The following is a 16,291-nucleotide window of genomic DNA, read 5'->3' on the forward strand; positions in this document are numbered from 1 at the left end:
GGCTAAGCTGTCAAGGCGATGACGAAAAAACACGACGAACTGGGGGCCGCGCTGACCTTCGCCGCCCAGCGCAGCGCCACCGACGCGGTCATGCTGCACGGGGCCATGGCCGACAAGCTCGGCCTGCACGTCACCGATCTGCGCTGCCTGACCATGCTGCGGGCGAGCGGACCCGCCACGGCCGGGGAGTTGGCCCAACGCACCGGCCTGACCACCGGGGCCATCACCCGCATGATCGACCGGCTGCTGAAGGGCGGATTCGTTCGGCGCGAACACGATTCGAAGGATCGGCGGCGGGTGATCGTCACCGCGGTCCCCGAACGGATCGACGAGATCGCGCCGCACTACGAGGTGCTGGCCCGGGAGTTCGGCAAGGTCGCCCGGGACTACACCGATGAGCAGCTCGAACTACTGCTGGAGATCTTCAATCGACTGCACGAGACCTCCGTGCACGTCACCACGCTGCTGCGCGAAAGCGACTGAGCCCAAGGGACCCAGCCGCTTTCGGAGGCCGATCGATCAGACCCGGTCGAGCCAGGTGACCTGGGCACCATTGCCGAACTCCCGGCGCTGGGTGACCTGGAACCGCGTCGGGCTGAAGTTGCCGCCGATCATGGGCACGCCCGCGCCCGCGATGACCGGGTAGCTCTTGACGATCAATTGGTCGATCTCGCCGATCAGCTGCCCCGCCAGATTCGCGCCGCCGCAGAGCCAGATGTCCAGGCCCTCTTCCTTCTTCAGACCCCGGACCAGTTCGACCGCATCACCGGAGACGACCTCCACCCGCGGATTGTCGACCGGTGCGAGGGTGGTCGAGAAGACGTACTGCTTCAGGTGGTTGTAGGGGCTGCCGGTTCCGGCGGCCAGTCCGGGCTCATAGGCACCGCGGCCCATGAGGACCGTGTCGAACACCTGGTTCGGGGTATCGACCGGCATGCCGATCATGCCGCGCACGTGAGTCGGGATCGTGTCCGGCATGGCCTCACCGAACCAGGCCATCATGTCCTCGCCGATCGGATAGAAGTCGTACTCCCCCTGCGGACCGGCGATGTAACCGTCGAGAGAGACCGCCACGTAGTAGACAAGCTTTCGCATGGTTTACCGCCTTGTTCGTTGTACTATGTCCGTAGTGATTACGAACGTAGTACTACACATGGAGTGGTGTCAATGGTTCGGACGAATCCGGAACGACGAAATGCCTTGATCGACGCGGCGATCGAGGTCCTGGCACGCGACGGTGCGCGCGGACTCACCTTCCGCGCGGTCGACAAGGAGGCCGGGGTGCCCGCGGGCACGGCGTCCAACTACTTCCCCAACCGCGACGAACTGCTGGTACAGGCCGGGCACCGCTTCTACGAGCGGCTACAACCCAGCGCCGAGACCATGGACCACCTGTTCACCGGACCGCGCACCCGCGAGACCATCGCGGAGCTCATGAACGAAACCGTCGGGCGCATCACCGATTTCCGCACCGGCTACCTGGCCCTGCTGGAACTGCGCCTGGAGGCCACCCGCCGCCCGGAGCTGCAGGCGATCCTCACCGAGCGGGTGCGCGCCGATCTCGACCTCAATGTGCGCAACCACCTGGACTCCGGACTGCCCGGCGACGCGGACTCGGTCCTCCTGCTGTACCTGGCGCTGAACTGGCTCATTGTCGAAAGGCTCACGCTGCCAGGCATTTTCACCGACGAACAGGCCGCGCACCTGGTCGCGATGGCGGTCGAGCGCGCGATTCCGGCCTTGTGACGAGCATCACCTCGCGAATAATCTCGAGGTATGCGAGCAAGTGTCGGTGACCATCTGGTCATCCATGGGCGCAATGTCGGACTCCCCGATCACACCGCGGAAATCGTCGAAGTGCGCGGCGCGGACGGTGAACCGCCGTATGTGGTGGAGTTCGCCGACGGGCGGCGCAGCCTGGTGTTCCCGGGCCCGGACTCGGTGGTGAAGCCGGGCTGAGCCCGGCCCCGCGCGACCCTTCACCGCGGCCGTATCGAGAACTTTTACGTACACGTTCCGGCACGGTCGAATCTCCCTGTTGAACAGGGAAATTGGGATCAATCAGACCGACCAGTCGGTCAGAAGCATCGAGATGCGAGGTTGACTCTCGAAGCGACGCTGGTCACAATCGGTCCCCGAGTGGAGGGTAGATATGAGAACGAAAACTGATCACCGGTTCGTCATCGACATCGATCCCGAACAGGTGATGGACGCGTTGCTCATGGTCGAGCAGATGCCCGACTGGTCGCCCTCCCACCAGGATGTCCGGGTCGCCACCCGCGACAAGTTCGGCCGCCCCAAACGCGTCTACGTCTCGGCCACCCTGATGGGTCGCCCGGACCGGCAGGTCGTCGAATACACCTGCACCGAGAACCGCATCGAATGGCGGGTCTCCGAATCCAGCGCCGGGGCCGGTGGCAAGGGCTGGTTCGATCTCGGCGAGACCGAGGACGGCGCCACCGAGGTCTGGTACCACTCCGAGATCTACCTGCCGATTCCCGCGCCCGGCATGATCCTCAAGCGCAGCGCCAAGCGCGAGGGCGAAACGATGATCACCAACTTCATCGCCTTCGTCGAATCCGTCACCGGCATCGAGGGACTCGCCGAGGTCGACGAGGCGCCCTACACCGAACCGGCCACCGAGTACGAGCAGTCCGGCGGCGGCTTCGTGCAGCCCGGTTACGCCCAGCCCGGCTACGCGCAGCGCATCGACTACGGCCGCAATTTCGAGCCGGGATTCGGCACCGCGTGACGCCGAGGGCGAACACTCGCCGCTGACACTGCCTTTCGCGACCCGGACCAGGCAGTATGTCTGCCATGCCCGGTCTGCAACGAGCCCGCATGATGCCGGTCGCCGAGAACGCCTCGGTGACGCAGCTGGAACTGTTCTTCGACCTGGTGATCGTGTTCGCCTTCACCATGGTCACCGACTTCGCCGCGCACGAGACCACCGCGGTCAACCTGCTGCGCGCCCTGTTGATCCTGGCCATGCTGTGGTGGGCCTGGATCGGCTACTCCTGGCTCGGCAATGTGGTCAAGGCCGACGAGGGCGTCGCCCGGGTGGCCATGTTCGTGGCCATGGGCGCGGCCTTCATGATCGCGCTCACCATTCCCGAGTCCTTCCACGATCTGCCCGGCGGCTGGTACGGGCCGCTGGTCTTCGTCATCTCGTATCTGGCCGTGCGGCTGATCCACCTGGCCGTGTTCTGGTTGGCCAGCGCCGAGGACGCCCAGCTGCGCCGACAGGTGATCCGTTGGGCGGCGGGCTCGCTCAGTGTGGCCAGCGTGCTGCTGGTGGTCGGCGCGATCGCCACGCACGGGACCGCGCAGCTGGTGCTGTGGCTGGCGGCGCTGGTCTGGGACATGGGGTGGACGTTCTTCGCGGGCAACGAGTGGCGGCTCTATTCGGCCTCGCACTTCGCCGAGCGGTACGGGTTGATCGTCATCATCGCGCTGGGTGAATCCATCGTGTCGATCGGCGTCGGGGTGGCCGGGCTGCCGATCTCGTGGTCGATCACCGTGGGCTCGATGCTGGGTCTCGCGGTGGCGGGGCTGCTGTGGTGGGCCTACTTCGATGTGGCCGCCCTGGTCGTGGAGCACGCCATGCATCGCGCCGGGGGCGCGCGCCGCATTCAGATCGCGCGCAACTGCTACACCTTCTGGCACTTTCCGATGATCGCCGGAATCGTGGCCATGGCACTGGGTTTGAAGAAGGTGCTCGGCTACGTGGGTGGGGCGCAGGGCCATTCGCTCAGCGACGAGCTGCACGGGATACCGCTGTTCGCGCTGTACGGCGGCGTGGTGGCGTATCTGATCGCGCTGGTCGGGTTCCGGCACTACGCGACCGGGAAGGTGCTCACGCCGCGGATCGTCGCGGCGCTGCTGCTGGTGCTGCTGATTCCGGTCGCCTCGGCCCTGCCCGCCCTGGCCGCCCTGGGCATCCTGTGCGCGGTGCTGCTGGCGCTGATCACCTTCGAGGTGGTGCGCTACGCCCAGCCGCGGGATCTGATCCGGCACGGGCTGGAGTGAGCCGGTTGTCGATCGCCTCCGGCACCCGCTCCCCCGCGTGCACGGCCGCGCGAATCTGATTGATGTTCTCGCGCAGCGCATCCGCCACCAGTTCGTCGGTGCGCGGATCGGCCAGCACCTGGAAGACGACCCGGAAGCTGGCGTCGGCGATGCCGCGAATCATCTCCTCGTGGAACGGGACATAGCGCACCCGGCCCAATTGCGGGTCCTGCCGGATGATCTCGAGGATCATCTGGTCGATCTCGGAGCGGTTCTCCTCCAGCGCGCTGGCGATATTGCGGGTGTAGCGGCCGGTGCGCAACACCTCGGCGACCTCCTCGAGCACCGCCACGGTCACCGGCCGCTTGATAGCGTCGACGATCGCGCCCACCGAGCGGCTGACGATGATGGCGGTGATCCGGTCGCCGAAGGCGCGGTCGGCGACCCGGCCCAGCCGCACCGCGATCACCACGATGCGCAGCAGCCGGAAGCCGCGGAAGAAGGGGCTGGTCACCGGGACCATGCCCAGCACCTCGTACCAGTAGATGAACGGGAAGGTCCAGCTCCAGCCCTCGTGCCGCCAGCGCCACAGGAATTCGACGAGGAACACGCCGCAGATGCTGTAGTCGACGACCCGGATGATCCGGTAGGTCTGACCCGCGACCGGGAAGAAGGTCACCCAGGCGACCAGCACCACCGAGACCACCGCGAGGGCGAGCATGACGAAGTCGCCCCACAGGGCCGGGGGCTTGTGCGGAAACTCGTCCGCCTCCGGTGCGCCGGGCACTCCACCGATCTCGTCCACCGCGGCCACGACGTCCCCTTCCTCATCGAACGGTCCCGCCAGCGTAGTCGGCGTACGGGCGGCTACCGTCCGGAGCGGATGATCGCCTCGATATTGCGTTCGGCCACGGCGGTGATGGTGAGCGACGGGTTCACCGTCGCGGTGCTGCCCGGAATTCCCGCGCCGTCCATGACGTAGAGACCCGGATGTCCGATGACGCGACCGTAGCCGTCGGTGGCCCGGCCCAGCACCGCGCCGCCGAGCGGATGCGCGGTGAAGAAGCCTTGGGCGTCATAGCCGATCGGCTGGTAATCCATCATCGAGCCGCCCGCCCGCGCCACCTTGTGGTCGACCGCCCGGCACGCCGCGACCACCGCCTCCTGGGCGGCGGTGGGCCAGCGCAGGCCGACCGCGTTGCTGCCGCGGTCGTAGCCGAAGCGGGCCCGAGTCGGATCCAGCACGATGCCCAGCGAGGCGATGGCGCCGGTGTCCACGGGAATGCCCGGGACATACCAGCTTTCGAGGTGCAGCGGCATGCCCGACTCGTCGAGGATGCGGCTGGCGCTGGGCACGCCGCCGCCGGTCATGGACGGCTCGCTGATGCTGCGGGCCAGCACCACATCGCCATTGGTGCCCCAGCCGTCGCCGACGTGCTCGTTGAGGTTGGGCAGGGTGCCGGTGGCCTGGGCGCGCACCAGCAGTTCGGAGGTGCCGACCGAGCCCGCGCCCAGGAACAGGCGATCGCAGGTGAGGGTGCGGGTGCCGAGCACCTGACCGGTGGGGGCCAGCTTGGTCACCGAGACCACGTACTTGCCATTGCAGTCCTGGCCGATCGAATCCACCTGGTGGCCCGGGTAAATGGCGGATCGGCCGGTGCCCTCGGCGTAGCGCAGATAGTTCTGGTTCAGATCGAACTTGGCGCCGTTGGAGTTTCCGAGATTGCTGCGCGCGGCGGTCGCGGACGCGCGGCTGCCGCCCGCCAGTTCCGAGCGGATGACATCCCAGTTGAAGATCGAATCATTGGCCTGCGGTTCGTATCCCGCGGCGCGCACCTGCTGATCCCACACCCGCGAATGGGTGAAGGGCGCGGAGTTGTACACATCGCCGGGCATGGTGGACAGCCGCAGCATCTGCCGGACCCGCGGGTAGTAGACCGAATCCAGTTCGTCGTAGTTCACCACGCCCTGAAAGACCTGATCGAACAGGTGCTTCGGCGGCGCGACCATGGCCCCGGTGAACACGATGGATCCGCCGCCCACCGCCGCGGCCCGCCACACGTCGATGCCCGGGTATTCGGTGACGTCCAGGACGCCGCCGAAGGACGCGCACGGCATGGGGACCCGAGTCACGCCGGTGAAGCTGGTGCGATGCCAGAAGCCACGGCCGTCGGGCAGGTCGTCGCCGGTGAAGATCTCGCGCCAGGGGTCGTTGGGCCAGCGCGAGCCGCGCTCGAGCACCGTGTTCTGCACACCCGCCTCGGCCAGGCGCAGCGCGGTCACCGCCGCCCCGAAGCCGGAGCCGATGACAATGGCCTCGGAGTGTTCGGGCGGATCCGGTAGCGGCGCAAAGATTTCCGGCACCCAGGCCTGGAACAGCGCGTTCCACAGCGGATTGGCCGACGCGGTCCCGGCACCGCGCGTGGCGGCACCCGTCCCGACGCCTGCCAGCAGGGCCGCCATCCCGGCAGCCTTGAGCACGGTGCGTCTACGCAACCGGCCACCTCCCTCTGTTCCCGTGACCGCGCGCGAGATTACCGGCCGGTCCCCAACCCCTCAACAGGTTCGCCGACTCTCACAGTGATCGAGGGCCGCTTCTGACCGATATGGCCAATTCCCTCAGGCCCGGAGGCGTTCCCGGCGCAATTGATCGACCTCCGGGAGATCCAAGGGCGGAAGCGAATCCACGCCCAGGGCCCGGCACAGCAGGTAGTCCGCGAGTTCCGGATTGCGGGCCAGGGCCGGACCGTGCATGTAGGTGCCGAGCACCGAACCCTGCACCACGCCCTCGAGCCCGTCGCCGACACCGTTGCCGACGCCCTTGGTGACCCGTCCCAGCGGTTTGGCGTCACCGCCGAGCTTGGTTCCGCCCCGGTGGTTTTCGAAGCCCGTGAGGGGCGCTGAGAGGCCGGGAATCAGTGGCTGGGTGGCGACCTCGCCGATGGCGCGCTTGTCCTGGGGCGAGGTGGTGACGTCGAAAAGGCCGACGCCGTCGACGCGTTCGCCCGAGGAGGTCTCGTACCAGTGGCCGAGCACCTGGATGGCCGCGCAGATGGCCAGCACCGGCGCACCGCGCTCGGCGGCCTCCTGCAGGCCGGGGTAGCGCTGCAGATGCCGGGTGGCCAGCCGCTGCGCCGAATCCTCCGCGCCGCCAAGGGTGTACACGTCCAGCGAGTTGGGAACCGGCTCGGTGAGCGGGATTTCGACGATCTCGGCGGCATGGCCGCGCATGCGGGCCCGCTGGCGCAGCACGACGGCATTGCCGCCGTCGCCGTAGGTGCCCATCACATCGGGCAGCACGAGGCCGATGCGGAGTATCGATTCGGTCATGCGCGGACACCCGTCTTCTCGGCGAGATCGCGGTTCAGGTCGCGGAACGCGGTGTAGTTGGCCAGCACTTCGACGCGGCCGGGCGGGCAGGAGGCGATGGCGCGCACGGGATCCGCGACGGTGATGTGCTCGACCCCGGCGTAGGTCAGGCGCACCGCGAGGTCGGTGGCGCGCTCACCGGCGGCCACCACCTGGGTGCCCTCGAAGTGTTCGAAACGCACATCCCAGAGCCAGGACAGGTCCTCGCCGTCGGGCACCTGGCCGTTGACCGCGATCACCAGACCCGTTGCGGCCGGGTCGATCATGGACAGCGCCTCCTGCCAGCCCGCCGGGTTCTTGGCCAGCAGCATGCGGGTGCTGCGGCCGTCCACATCGATGCTGCGATAGCGGCCCGCGATCTCGCGCACGGTGCCGGTGGCCGCGGCGGCCTTGACGGGATCCGCACCCAGGGCGACCGCGGCGGCAACAGCCTGGGCCGCGTTGCCGCGATTGGCGCGGCCCGGAAGGGCAAGGGAGAGCTGGATTTCCAGCCCGTCGGGACCGTGCAGGCCCTGCTCGTCCACCCGCCACTGCGGCTCGGGTCGCTTGAAGTCCGCGCCGGTGCTGTACCAGTGCTCGCCCTCCCACACGATGGGCTCGCCGCTGCGCGGGCAGCTGGTGGCGTCCACCGACCAGCCGCTACCGGCCGACACCCACACCACATTCGGGTGGTCGTAGGCGATGGAGGTCACCAGGACGTCGTCACAGTTGGCGACGAGGACGGCCGCGGGATGCCGGGCCATGCCCTCACGCAGACGGCGCTCGATCATATTGATCTCGCCGACCCGGTCGAGCTGATCGCGGGAAAGATTCAGCAGCACCACGACCGACGGGTTCAGCGCGTCGGCCACATGCGGCAGGTGCAATTCGTCCACCTCGATGGCCGCCAGCGGCGCGGTGCGGTGCGCGGTGAGCGCGGCCACGATTCCGGCGTCCATGTTCGCGCCGTCGGCCTGGGTGGCGACCCGACCCAACGTCTGTAGCGCCGCGGTGGTCATGCGGGTGGTGGTCGACTTGCCATTGGTGCCGGTCACCAGCACCGTGCGCTTGCCACAACCCAGCTGCGCCATGAGCGAGGGGTCGATCTTCAGCGCGATCAGCCCGCCGATCATGGAGCCGTTGCCGCGCCCGGCCCGCCGGGAGGCCCACGACGCCGCCGTCGCGGCCCGCAACGCCAGCTGTCCGCGCATCGAGATGTCTGCCACGACGCGAGTTTATGGGGACGGCGGGCCGGACGCTCGGGCGGTATCGAGGCCGGTGACGTGAACTACACCGGGGTCAGCTGTTGTAGAGCATCTTTTCGTAGTTCGCGGGCGAGTAGTACTCCTCCAGCTGTTCCACCGTCTCGGCGATCGCGGGCACCACGTCCTTCGCCATCCGGGCGGCACTGGGCAGGGTGTCCTCCGGCCACCGCTCCGGCTCCCACAGCGAGCTGCGCATGAAGGCCTTGGCGCAGTGGAAGAAGATCTGGTCGATCTCGACCTCGAGGGCCAGGATCGGACGGTTTCCCTTCACGATCATGTCGTCGAAATACGGTGCGTCACGGACCAGCCGGGCCCGTCCGTTGATGCGCAGGGTGTCGCGGCGGCGCGGGATGACGAACAGCACGCCGACGTGCGGGTTGCTCAGGACATTGAAATACCCGTCCGCGCGCCGGTTTCCGGGCCGCTCGGGAATGGCGATGGTCTTGTCGTCGAGCACCTTCACGAATCCGGCGGGGTCGCCCTTGGGCGAGGCGTCGCAATTCCCGTCGGCGTCGCTGGTCGCCAGGACGATGAAGGGTGTCCGGGCGATCCACTCGCGATCGTGCTCGTGCAGGGAGTTACGGACCTTGTTCTTCGGCCGCCAGGCGACCTCGCCCAGCAGTTCGCGCAGTTCGACAGGGTCCGTGATCTCGTTCATGACTCGATTCAACGCGGAACACCGGTCCTCACACCAGCCTTTTTCGCCGGTGTGAGGAATTCGGCTAGGCGTCGAACATATTCGGCTGCCCCGCGGCGTAGCGCTGTGCGTCCAGCTGCCGGAACGGCTCCAGTTCCACCGCGCGGTAGAGGGTGAACAGCTTGCAGCGCGCGGCATCCGAGCCGGACACGTCCAGGATCTTGTTGACCGCGGTGCGGGCCGCCTCCGACGCACCCTCCATGGTGGCGAGGTCCACGTTGGTGCGCACGTAATCACCTGCCAGGAACAGGTTTTCGAGGGCGGCGCTATAGGACTCCGGGCGCAGCACCCAGGAGCCCGCCGTATTGATCAGCAGCGGATCGGCATTGGTGTTGCGCTGCTGCGCGGCATCCCAGGCCACCCCGGTGTCGAGGAACCAGGAATGCAGGTCGTCGTCGCGCAGCAGTTCGGCGCGGTCGTTGAGATGCGCCTTCAGCTGCGCCCACACCTCGCGGGCGATCTCCTCGTGCGTGCACTCCTTGGCCGTCTTGCCGTACAGCATGCCGGGGGTGTTCCAGTCGGAGATGTCGACCGACAGGCAGTCCTGGACCGTGCCGTCGCCCAGACCGGTGATCGGGGCGCGATTCCAGAACTGGCCCTGCGAGATGGAGGTCAGCGACCACGGGGAATCCACGTAGGCGACATGGCCGCGCGCGATATCGGTGGGGCGGCGCAGGAAGAACTGGATGCCGGTCATCCAATCCACCGTGAGCTGGTTCATGCCCGCCAATTCCGGTCGCAGCGACAGGATTTCGGGCGTCCACAGGGTGCGGGCCACCTCCACCGGCAGCGCGCTGACGAAGTAGTCCGCCGCGACCGTCTGGGCCGATCCCGCCGAATCCACCACGCGCGCACCGGAAATCCGCGACCCCTCCAGCTCCAGACCCTTGACCTCGGCGTTGACGAAGGTGACGCCGAGATCCCGAAGCCGATTCACCCAGGGATCGATCCAGGCCTCATTGGTGGCCCCGTTCAGCAGGCGGTCCAGGGCGCCGTCATTGGCGACCTCGAGCGGATTGCCCAGGAACTGCTCGCCCATGGTGCCGATGGTGAGGGTGCTGGCCTTGTCCTCCTTCGCGGCGACCAGCAGTGTGGTCAGCGTGCGCGAGAGCAGCATGCGGAATTCGTTGGAGCGCTTGCCCGCACCGACGTAGTCGCGCCAGGACATCTGGTCCCACTGCCCGTAGCGGCGGGCGTCGCAGCTGGTGTTGAAGACCAGCAGGCGATTGGCGAAGTAGAGCGCGTCCGCGGTGCCCATGGCCGTGGAGGTGGCGATGGCCGAGCCGACCGTCTCCCGGAAATCGGCCGGGGTGGACCAGGCCTTCCCGAATTTGCCCATGGGGATCAGGGTGTCGTCCGCGTCCTTGCGCGAGAAACGCGCCTCGGGGGCGGCCACCAGGTTGTCCCACACACCATTCGCATTGCCAGCGAACGGGATTCGCCGCATAGTGTCCGGAATGTGGCGGTAGAAGCCGGGAAAGAACCGGAATCCGTGCTCACCCCACAGTTCCGGTCGCCCGTCCTTGCCGGTACCCGGCACCGCGATGCTGCGGGCCTTGCCGCCCAGGGCCCGCCGTTCGTAAACCGTCACCTCGAAGCCGCGTTCGGCCAGTTCGTGGGCCGCGGTCAGACCCGCGACACCCCCGCCCAGCACCGCCACCCGACGCCCGGTCTCGGCCCGGGCCGCGGTCGGGGTGGCGGCCCCCGCCGCCACCGCCCCCGCCATCGCCCCGGCCGCGACCGCTCCACGCAGCACTGTCCGTCGTGTGACGGACAAACGTTGTCCTGCCATACCCGTTACCTCCCAGCCTGGTCCGCATCCTATGGAGCTGTCGCAGACAGATGGTCGGTTGGGGTGGAAATTTTCATGCCGGGGGCCCGCAAATCTTGCGAACCCCAGCAAACCCGACTGTTCGGCTAGGCCTCGACGAGATTCGGGTTTATTTCCAGGCGGCGTGTCGGCTCGGCGGGTTGCATGGCCGCGGATGCTCGGCGGCCCGCCGACGTGGCCGTGAAGGCTCCCGCGATGACGATCACGGCCCCGATCAGGGACAGCGCGGACGGGGTCTCGTGCAGCAGTGCCCAGGAGGCGGCAATGCCCACCACCGGCACGGCCAGCGACAGCGGGGCGACCGTGCTGGCCGGGTACCGACTCATCAGATACGTCCACAGGCCCGAACCGGCGATGGTGCCCAACAGCACGATGTAGGCCAGGGCCGCGAAGGCGGGCCACCCGCTCGGCGAGAAGGACCCGATCAGCGCGTTCCAACCGGTGGTCGAACCCTCGGTCAGGGCGGAGAGCGCGAACATCGGAATCGGCGGCACCACGGCCATCCACAGCGTGAGGTGCAGCGGGTTCACATTCTCCGATCGCGCTGCGGCCAAACGAGATCCGATATTGCCGAAGGCCCAGCCCAGACCGCCCAGCAGGGTGAGCAGCAGCGGCAGCAGCGCGGCGTGGTGCGAGCGATCCCAGCCGATCACACCCATCCCCAGCATGGCCACCGCGATGCCCGCCAACTGGATCCCGCGCAGCCGCTCCCGCAGGAAGATCGCGCCCAGCAGGACCGTGAACGGCGCGGACGACTGCAACACCAGCGAGGACAGCCCGGTCGGCATGCCCGCCCGCATGGCCGTGAACAGGAAGGCGAACTGCAGGATCCCGAACCCGGTCCCGTACAGCAGCAGCCACTTCCACGGCACCTGCGGCCGCGGCACGAAGATCAACACCGGAATCGCGATCACGGCGAACCGCAGGCCCGCGAAGAAGAACGGCGGGAAGTGCTCGAGACCCACATGGATGGCCAGAAAGTTCAGCCCCCACAGCACCACGACGGTGAGCCCCAGCAGTCGATCACGATTGGTCATGCCGAAAATCTTGCGTTGGCTAATAGGTAAGAACAATCGAATAATTCTGCAACAACAATGTAGTAGAACTTAACCGTGCCCCAGCCCGACCCACCCCGAGCGGTCCCACCCCCACGCCGCGTCACCCGCGACACACCGTCGCCAGCGGCACCTCGCACCCCCGCCGAGCCAACCTCACCACCCGGAACGGGCATCGGCCCGGCCAAAGTCAGGCGAGTTGCCCGCGGTCGAACCGGGACCACCCCCATGACCGGCATCGACCCGGTCGCGACGGAGACCGGCGGCGGCTCGCCCGCGGGCCGGGTAGACGGGCCGCTCATGTCGCTCGAACGACTGCGGGTGCTGCGGGAATTGGCCGATCGCGGGACGGTTGCGGCTGTGGCCGAAGCACTCTCGATGACACCGTCGGCGGTGTCACAGCAACTCAAGGTGCTGGCGCGGGAGGCGGGGGTCTCACTGCTCGAACCGGATGGTCGCCGGGTTCGGCTCACCGATGCGGGGCGGGCGCTCGTGGTGCGGGCCGATGAGGTGCTCGAGGCCATGGAACGCGCGGTCAACGAGATGGCCGAGTATCGGGGGTCGCCGCGCGGGCGGGTAAGGGTGGCGCTGTTTCCCTCGGGGGCGACGCTGCTCCTCCCTCACGTGTTGGCCGAATTGGCGGGTAGCGGCGTGGAGATGGTGGCGGCCGACGAGGATGTGCCGCCGAGTGAGGTGCCGCGGTTGCTGGCCGATTACGACGTGGTGCTCACGCACCGTGATGAGCGGGGCTCCGCGCTCGGCGGGCCGCGGGTGTCGTCGCGGGTGCTCATGCGTGAACCGATCGATGTCGTGGTTGCTCCCGACCATCGGCTGGCCCGGCAGGGCGCGGTGGTGCCCGCGGAGCTCGCCGACGAGACCTGGATCAGCGTGCGTACCGGGTTCCCGGTCGACGATGTGCTGCGCTCCATCGCCACCGTCACCGGCGTGCAGCCGCGAATCACGCAGCGGCTCAACGAGTTCAGCGTGATCGAGGCCCTGGTCGCCACCGGGTACGGGGTGGCCCTGATGCCCCGGTACGCGGTCCGCCATCCGGATCTGGTCATGCTGCGCCTGGCGGGGGTGCGCGCCGCGCGCGTGTACGATCTGGCCACCCGCCCGCACGCCGACAAGCGTCCCGCCGTGGCCATGGTCATCGCCGCCTTCCAGGCCGCGGCGCGCAAGGCGACGGGAGCCTGAATCCAGCTGTTGACTTGGAGTGCACTCCAAGTTTTAGCGTGTGCTGCATGAGCATTCGACTCGGGTATCAAATGCCGAACTTCAGCTACGGGGTCGCGCCGCGGGATCTCTTCCCGGCGGTGGTGGCGCAGGCGCGCGAGGCCGAGGCGGCGGGCTTCGACGCGGCCTTCGTCATGGATCACTTCTACCAGTTGCCGCTGATGGGCGCGCCGAGCGAGCCCATGCTCGAGGCGTACACCGCGCTGTCCGGCCTGGCGGCGTCCACCGAGCGAATCCAGTTGTCCGCCTTGGTGACCGGCAATACCTACCGCAATCCGGCGCTCACCGCCAAGACCGTCACCACCCTGGACGTGGTGAGCCGGGGCCGGGCCGTGCTGGGCATCGGCGCGGGCTGGTTCGAACTCGAGCACCAGGCCTACGGCTTCGACTTCGGGACCTTCACCGAACGCTTCGAGAAGCTCGAGGAGGCCCTCGAGATCATCACGCCGATGCTGCGCGGCCAGCACTCCACCTTCGACGGCAAGTGGTACCGCACCCAGGACGCCATGAACGAGCCGCGGGTGCGCGACGATCTGCCGATCCTGCTCGGCGGTGGCGGGGAGAAGAAGACCTTCGGCCTGGCGGCCCGCTTCGCCGACCACCTGAACATCATCTGCAATGCCTCGGAGATTCCGCGCAAGCTCGAGGCACTGCACGCCCGCCTGGACGAGGTCGGCCGCGACCCGAAGACCCTGGAGACCAGCTTCCTGGCCTTCGTCATCGTGGACGAGGACGGCGACCGCGCCCGCAAGACCCAGGCCGAGATGCTGGCCCGCATCGGGATCACCGATCTGAGCGCGCTGCCGGTGGAGACGCTGCGGCAGAGCCCGGCCGATCGCCAATTCGTCGGCACGCCTGACGAAGTCGCCGAGCAGTTCCAGACCCGAGTGCTCGATCATGGCATCGACGGCCTCATCGTCAATATGATCACCAACGGCCACGAGGAGGGCAGCGTCGAGCTCGCCGGGCGGGCGCTGGCTCCGCTGGTCCGCGGCTGAACGGTACGAACGAGAATGCCCCGCGGCTCTTTTCGAGCCGCGGGGCATTTCGTCATTGCTGCGGGTAGCCGCCCGGCGGCTGGAATCCCGGCTGTTGCTGCGGATATCCGCCCTGTTGCGGCGGGAATCCCTGCGCCGCAGCGTGATACCCGAAGTCGTCGGCCACCATGGCGGCCAGCTCCAGCAGCGCCCGCCGGGTCGGCTTGCCGACCAGCTCCAGATCGATCTCCGCGCCCTCGGCCAGGTGATCGTCGAACGGCACCACCTGCACCGCGCGGGTGCGATCCAGGAACAGCTTGCGCAGCTGGTCCAGGTCCACCGTGGAGGAGCCCTTGCGAGAGGCGTTGACCACCACCACGGTTCGCTCCACCAGCTTGTGGTAGCCGTGGTGGTCGAGCCAGTCCAGCGTCGCCGAGGCGCTGCGCGCGCCATCGATGGCCGGAGAGGTGACCAGCACCAGCGAGCTGGCCATATCCAGCACACCCGACATGGCCGAGTGCATCAGACCGGTGCCGCAGTCGGTGAGGATGATGTTGTAGAACTGCTGCAGGATGCCGATGGCCTTGCGGTAGTCCGCCTCCGAGAACGCCTCCGACACGGCCGGATCCTGTTCGGAGGCAAGCACTTCCAGGCGGCTCGGCGCCTGCGAGGTGTGCGCGCGCACATCGGAGTACCGGCTGATGTGCCCGTCCTCCAACAGGTTTCGCACCGTGGAGCGGGTCTGCCGGGGCACGCGGTGGGCCAGCGTCCCGAGGTCGGGATTGGCGTCGATGGCGATCACGCGGTCGCCGCGCAGCGAGGCGAAGGTGGAGCCGAGACCGACCGTGGTGGTGGTCTTTCCGACGCCGCCCTTGAGCGAGAGGATGGCGATTCGGTAGTCCCCGCGCACCGGCTGGTTCACCCGGTCCACCAACTGCCGGTACACCACATCCGCGGCCGACTCGCCCGGATTGATGGCACCGCCGGAGGCCTTGTGAATGGCGCGACGCCAGCCACTGCGCGGAGCGCGCTTGGCCCGCTTCAACAGGTTCAGGTCATTGACCGAATGGCCCGGGGGCATCGGCTGCTGGCCGTACTGCTGTCCGAAGCTGCCCGGTGGCTGCTGCTGTTGCGGAAAACCCTGCTGCGGCTGCGGATTCCAACCCGGCTGGAAGCCGACCTGCGGCGGCTGGGGCTGCTGCTGCGGCGGCGCGGCCGGGGGCGGCGACCAGCTGTAGATCGGTCCGTCGGGCTGATCATTGGACGGCGCGAACTGGCCCGGCTGCCCGGGACCGCCGAAATGCCCCGGCTCCCCGTTCATTTCGACGGGACCGGGTCCGCTGTTCTCGGGGAACACCCGTCGCACCATGCCGTCACTGCCGATCTCCTGACGGATGTCGCCGTAGGGTGTGTGGTCCACGACCTCGCCCAGCGGCGCGCCGGGCGGCGGAAAACCATTCGGCGCACCGGGATTCGGCGGCGGCGCGAACTGCCCGGCGTCCGGCGGCGGGAAACCACCGGCGGGCGGGAAGCCCGGCGGGCCGTACGGCCCGGGGCCGCCCGGCGCGGCGAACGGACCGGCGGGTGCCGCGAATGGATTCGAGCCCTCCCCCGGCCCGGCCATGTGCACGGTCTGGTCGATCGAATCCGGTACCGGCGGGAAGAAACCCGCCGCCTGCTCCTCGGAGTCGGCCTCGGATTCCTTCGCCTCGTCGGTCTCGTCCCGCCCCGCGGACGCCTCGAGGGCGTCGTCGAGGTCCTCCGGATCACCCGGCTTGGCGGTCGAATTCTGATCTTTCGTGGTCACGTGTCCCCCATCTGCTCGACAGCTCGAACAGAGAGCTCGGCGCTATTGCGAACCAACGCTAGCATTA

16 protein-coding genes are annotated in these 16,291 nt (G+C 68.1%); 7 read left to right on the top strand and 9 right to left on the bottom strand.

The annotated features are described in order from the left end of the window. Positions 1-18 precede the first annotated feature (18 nt). A complete protein-coding gene (locus VMT40_RS04650) occupies positions 19-483 on the top strand; it encodes a MarR family winged helix-turn-helix transcriptional regulator (RefSeq protein ID WP_326356700.1) in 465 nt (154 codons plus the stop codon). Between the two features lie 36 nt (positions 484-519). On the opposite strand, the gene VMT40_RS04655 is transcribed toward VMT40_RS04650, so the two are convergent. Beyond that, positions 520-1,095 (bottom strand): dihydrofolate reductase family protein, encoded by a 576-nt coding sequence (locus VMT40_RS04655; protein ID WP_326356701.1) that lies wholly within the window; start codon positions 1,093-1,095, stop codon positions 520-522. 72 nt (positions 1,096-1,167) lie between these two features. Here VMT40_RS04655 and VMT40_RS04660 point away from each other — a divergent pair, with 72 nt between their 5' ends. The 4 genes from VMT40_RS04660 to VMT40_RS04675 all read left to right on the top strand — a co-directional run bounded on the left by VMT40_RS04660 (position 1,168) and on the right by VMT40_RS04675 (position 4,029). Beyond that, entirely contained in the window at positions 1,168-1,746 is a 579-nt protein-coding gene (locus VMT40_RS04660) for a TetR/AcrR family transcriptional regulator (protein ID WP_326356702.1), read from the top strand. A gap of 30 nt (positions 1,747-1,776) precedes the next feature. Further along, positions 1,777-1,959 (top strand): DUF1918 domain-containing protein, encoded by a 183-nt coding sequence (locus VMT40_RS04665; protein WP_326356703.1) that lies wholly within the window; start codon positions 1,777-1,779, stop codon positions 1,957-1,959. Between the two features lie 193 nt (positions 1,960-2,152). After that, the gene (locus VMT40_RS04670; protein WP_326356704.1) at positions 2,153-2,752 is read left to right on the top strand and encodes an SRPBCC family protein; all 600 of its coding nucleotides are present in this window, start codon (positions 2,153-2,155) and stop codon (positions 2,750-2,752) included. Between the two features lie 65 nt (positions 2,753-2,817). Continuing rightward, the gene (locus tag VMT40_RS04675; protein WP_326356705.1) at positions 2,818-4,029 is read left to right on the top strand and encodes a low temperature requirement protein A; all 1,212 of its coding nucleotides are present in this window, start codon (positions 2,818-2,820) and stop codon (positions 4,027-4,029) included. Here VMT40_RS04675 and VMT40_RS04680 read toward each other — a convergent pair. The 7 genes from VMT40_RS04680 to VMT40_RS04710 form a co-directional block, all read right to left on the bottom strand. Further along, entirely contained in the window at positions 3,968-4,822 is an 855-nt protein-coding gene (locus VMT40_RS04680; RefSeq protein ID WP_326356706.1) for an ion transporter, read from the bottom strand. The genes VMT40_RS04675 and VMT40_RS04680 overlap by 62 nt on opposite strands. A 53-nt stretch (positions 4,823-4,875) precedes the next feature. Beyond that, on the bottom strand, positions 4,876-6,471 hold the full coding sequence (locus tag VMT40_RS04685; RefSeq protein ID WP_326357193.1) for a GMC oxidoreductase: 1,596 nt from the start codon (positions 6,469-6,471) through the stop codon (positions 4,876-4,878). Positions 6,472-6,627: 156 nt separating this feature from the next. Then, positions 6,628-7,338, bottom strand: coding sequence for a type 1 glutamine amidotransferase (locus VMT40_RS04690; RefSeq protein ID WP_326356707.1), 711 nt, complete (start codon positions 7,336-7,338; stop codon positions 6,628-6,630). Then, complete coding sequence (locus VMT40_RS04695; protein ID WP_326357194.1) at positions 7,335-8,567, bottom strand: Mur ligase family protein; 1,233 nt, start codon at positions 8,565-8,567, stop codon at positions 7,335-7,337. Before VMT40_RS04695 ends, VMT40_RS04690 begins: the two co-directional genes overlap by 4 nt. 88 nt (positions 8,568-8,655) lie before the next feature. Continuing rightward, on the bottom strand, positions 8,656-9,279 hold the full coding sequence (locus VMT40_RS04700; protein ID WP_326356708.1) for a pyridoxamine 5'-phosphate oxidase family protein: 624 nt from the start codon (positions 9,277-9,279) through the stop codon (positions 8,656-8,658). A gap of 64 nt (positions 9,280-9,343) precedes the next feature. Then, positions 9,344-11,110: a hydroxysqualene dehydroxylase gene (locus VMT40_RS04705; protein WP_326356709.1), complete on the bottom strand. Its 1,767-nt coding sequence runs from the start codon at positions 11,108-11,110 to the stop codon at positions 9,344-9,346. Between the two features lie 125 nt (positions 11,111-11,235). After that, positions 11,236-12,186 carry an EamA family transporter gene (locus VMT40_RS04710; protein ID WP_326356710.1) on the bottom strand — a complete coding sequence of 317 codons (951 nt, stop codon included), beginning with the start codon at positions 12,184-12,186 and terminating at the stop codon, positions 11,236-11,238. Positions 12,187-12,504: 318 nt separating this feature from the next. Between VMT40_RS04710 and VMT40_RS04715 the strand changes: the two genes are divergently transcribed. Continuing rightward, a complete protein-coding gene (locus tag VMT40_RS04715; protein ID WP_326357195.1) occupies positions 12,505-13,401 on the top strand; it encodes a LysR family transcriptional regulator in 897 nt (298 codons plus the stop codon). 47 nt (positions 13,402-13,448) lie between these two features. Then, entirely contained in the window at positions 13,449-14,438 is a 990-nt protein-coding gene (locus VMT40_RS04720; RefSeq protein WP_326356711.1) for an LLM class F420-dependent oxidoreductase, read from the top strand. Positions 14,439-14,490: 52 nt separating this feature from the next. Here VMT40_RS04720 and VMT40_RS04725 read toward each other — a convergent pair whose 3' ends face one another. Continuing rightward, on the bottom strand, positions 14,491-16,041 hold the full coding sequence (locus VMT40_RS04725; protein WP_326357196.1) for a MinD/ParA family ATP-binding protein: 1,551 nt from the start codon (positions 16,039-16,041) through the stop codon (positions 14,491-14,493). Between the last annotated feature and the right edge of the window lie 250 nt (positions 16,042-16,291).

The organism is Nocardia sp. CDC160 (genome assembly GCF_035818795.1).
Lineage (GTDB): Bacteria > Actinomycetota > Actinomycetes > Mycobacteriales > Mycobacteriaceae > Nocardia.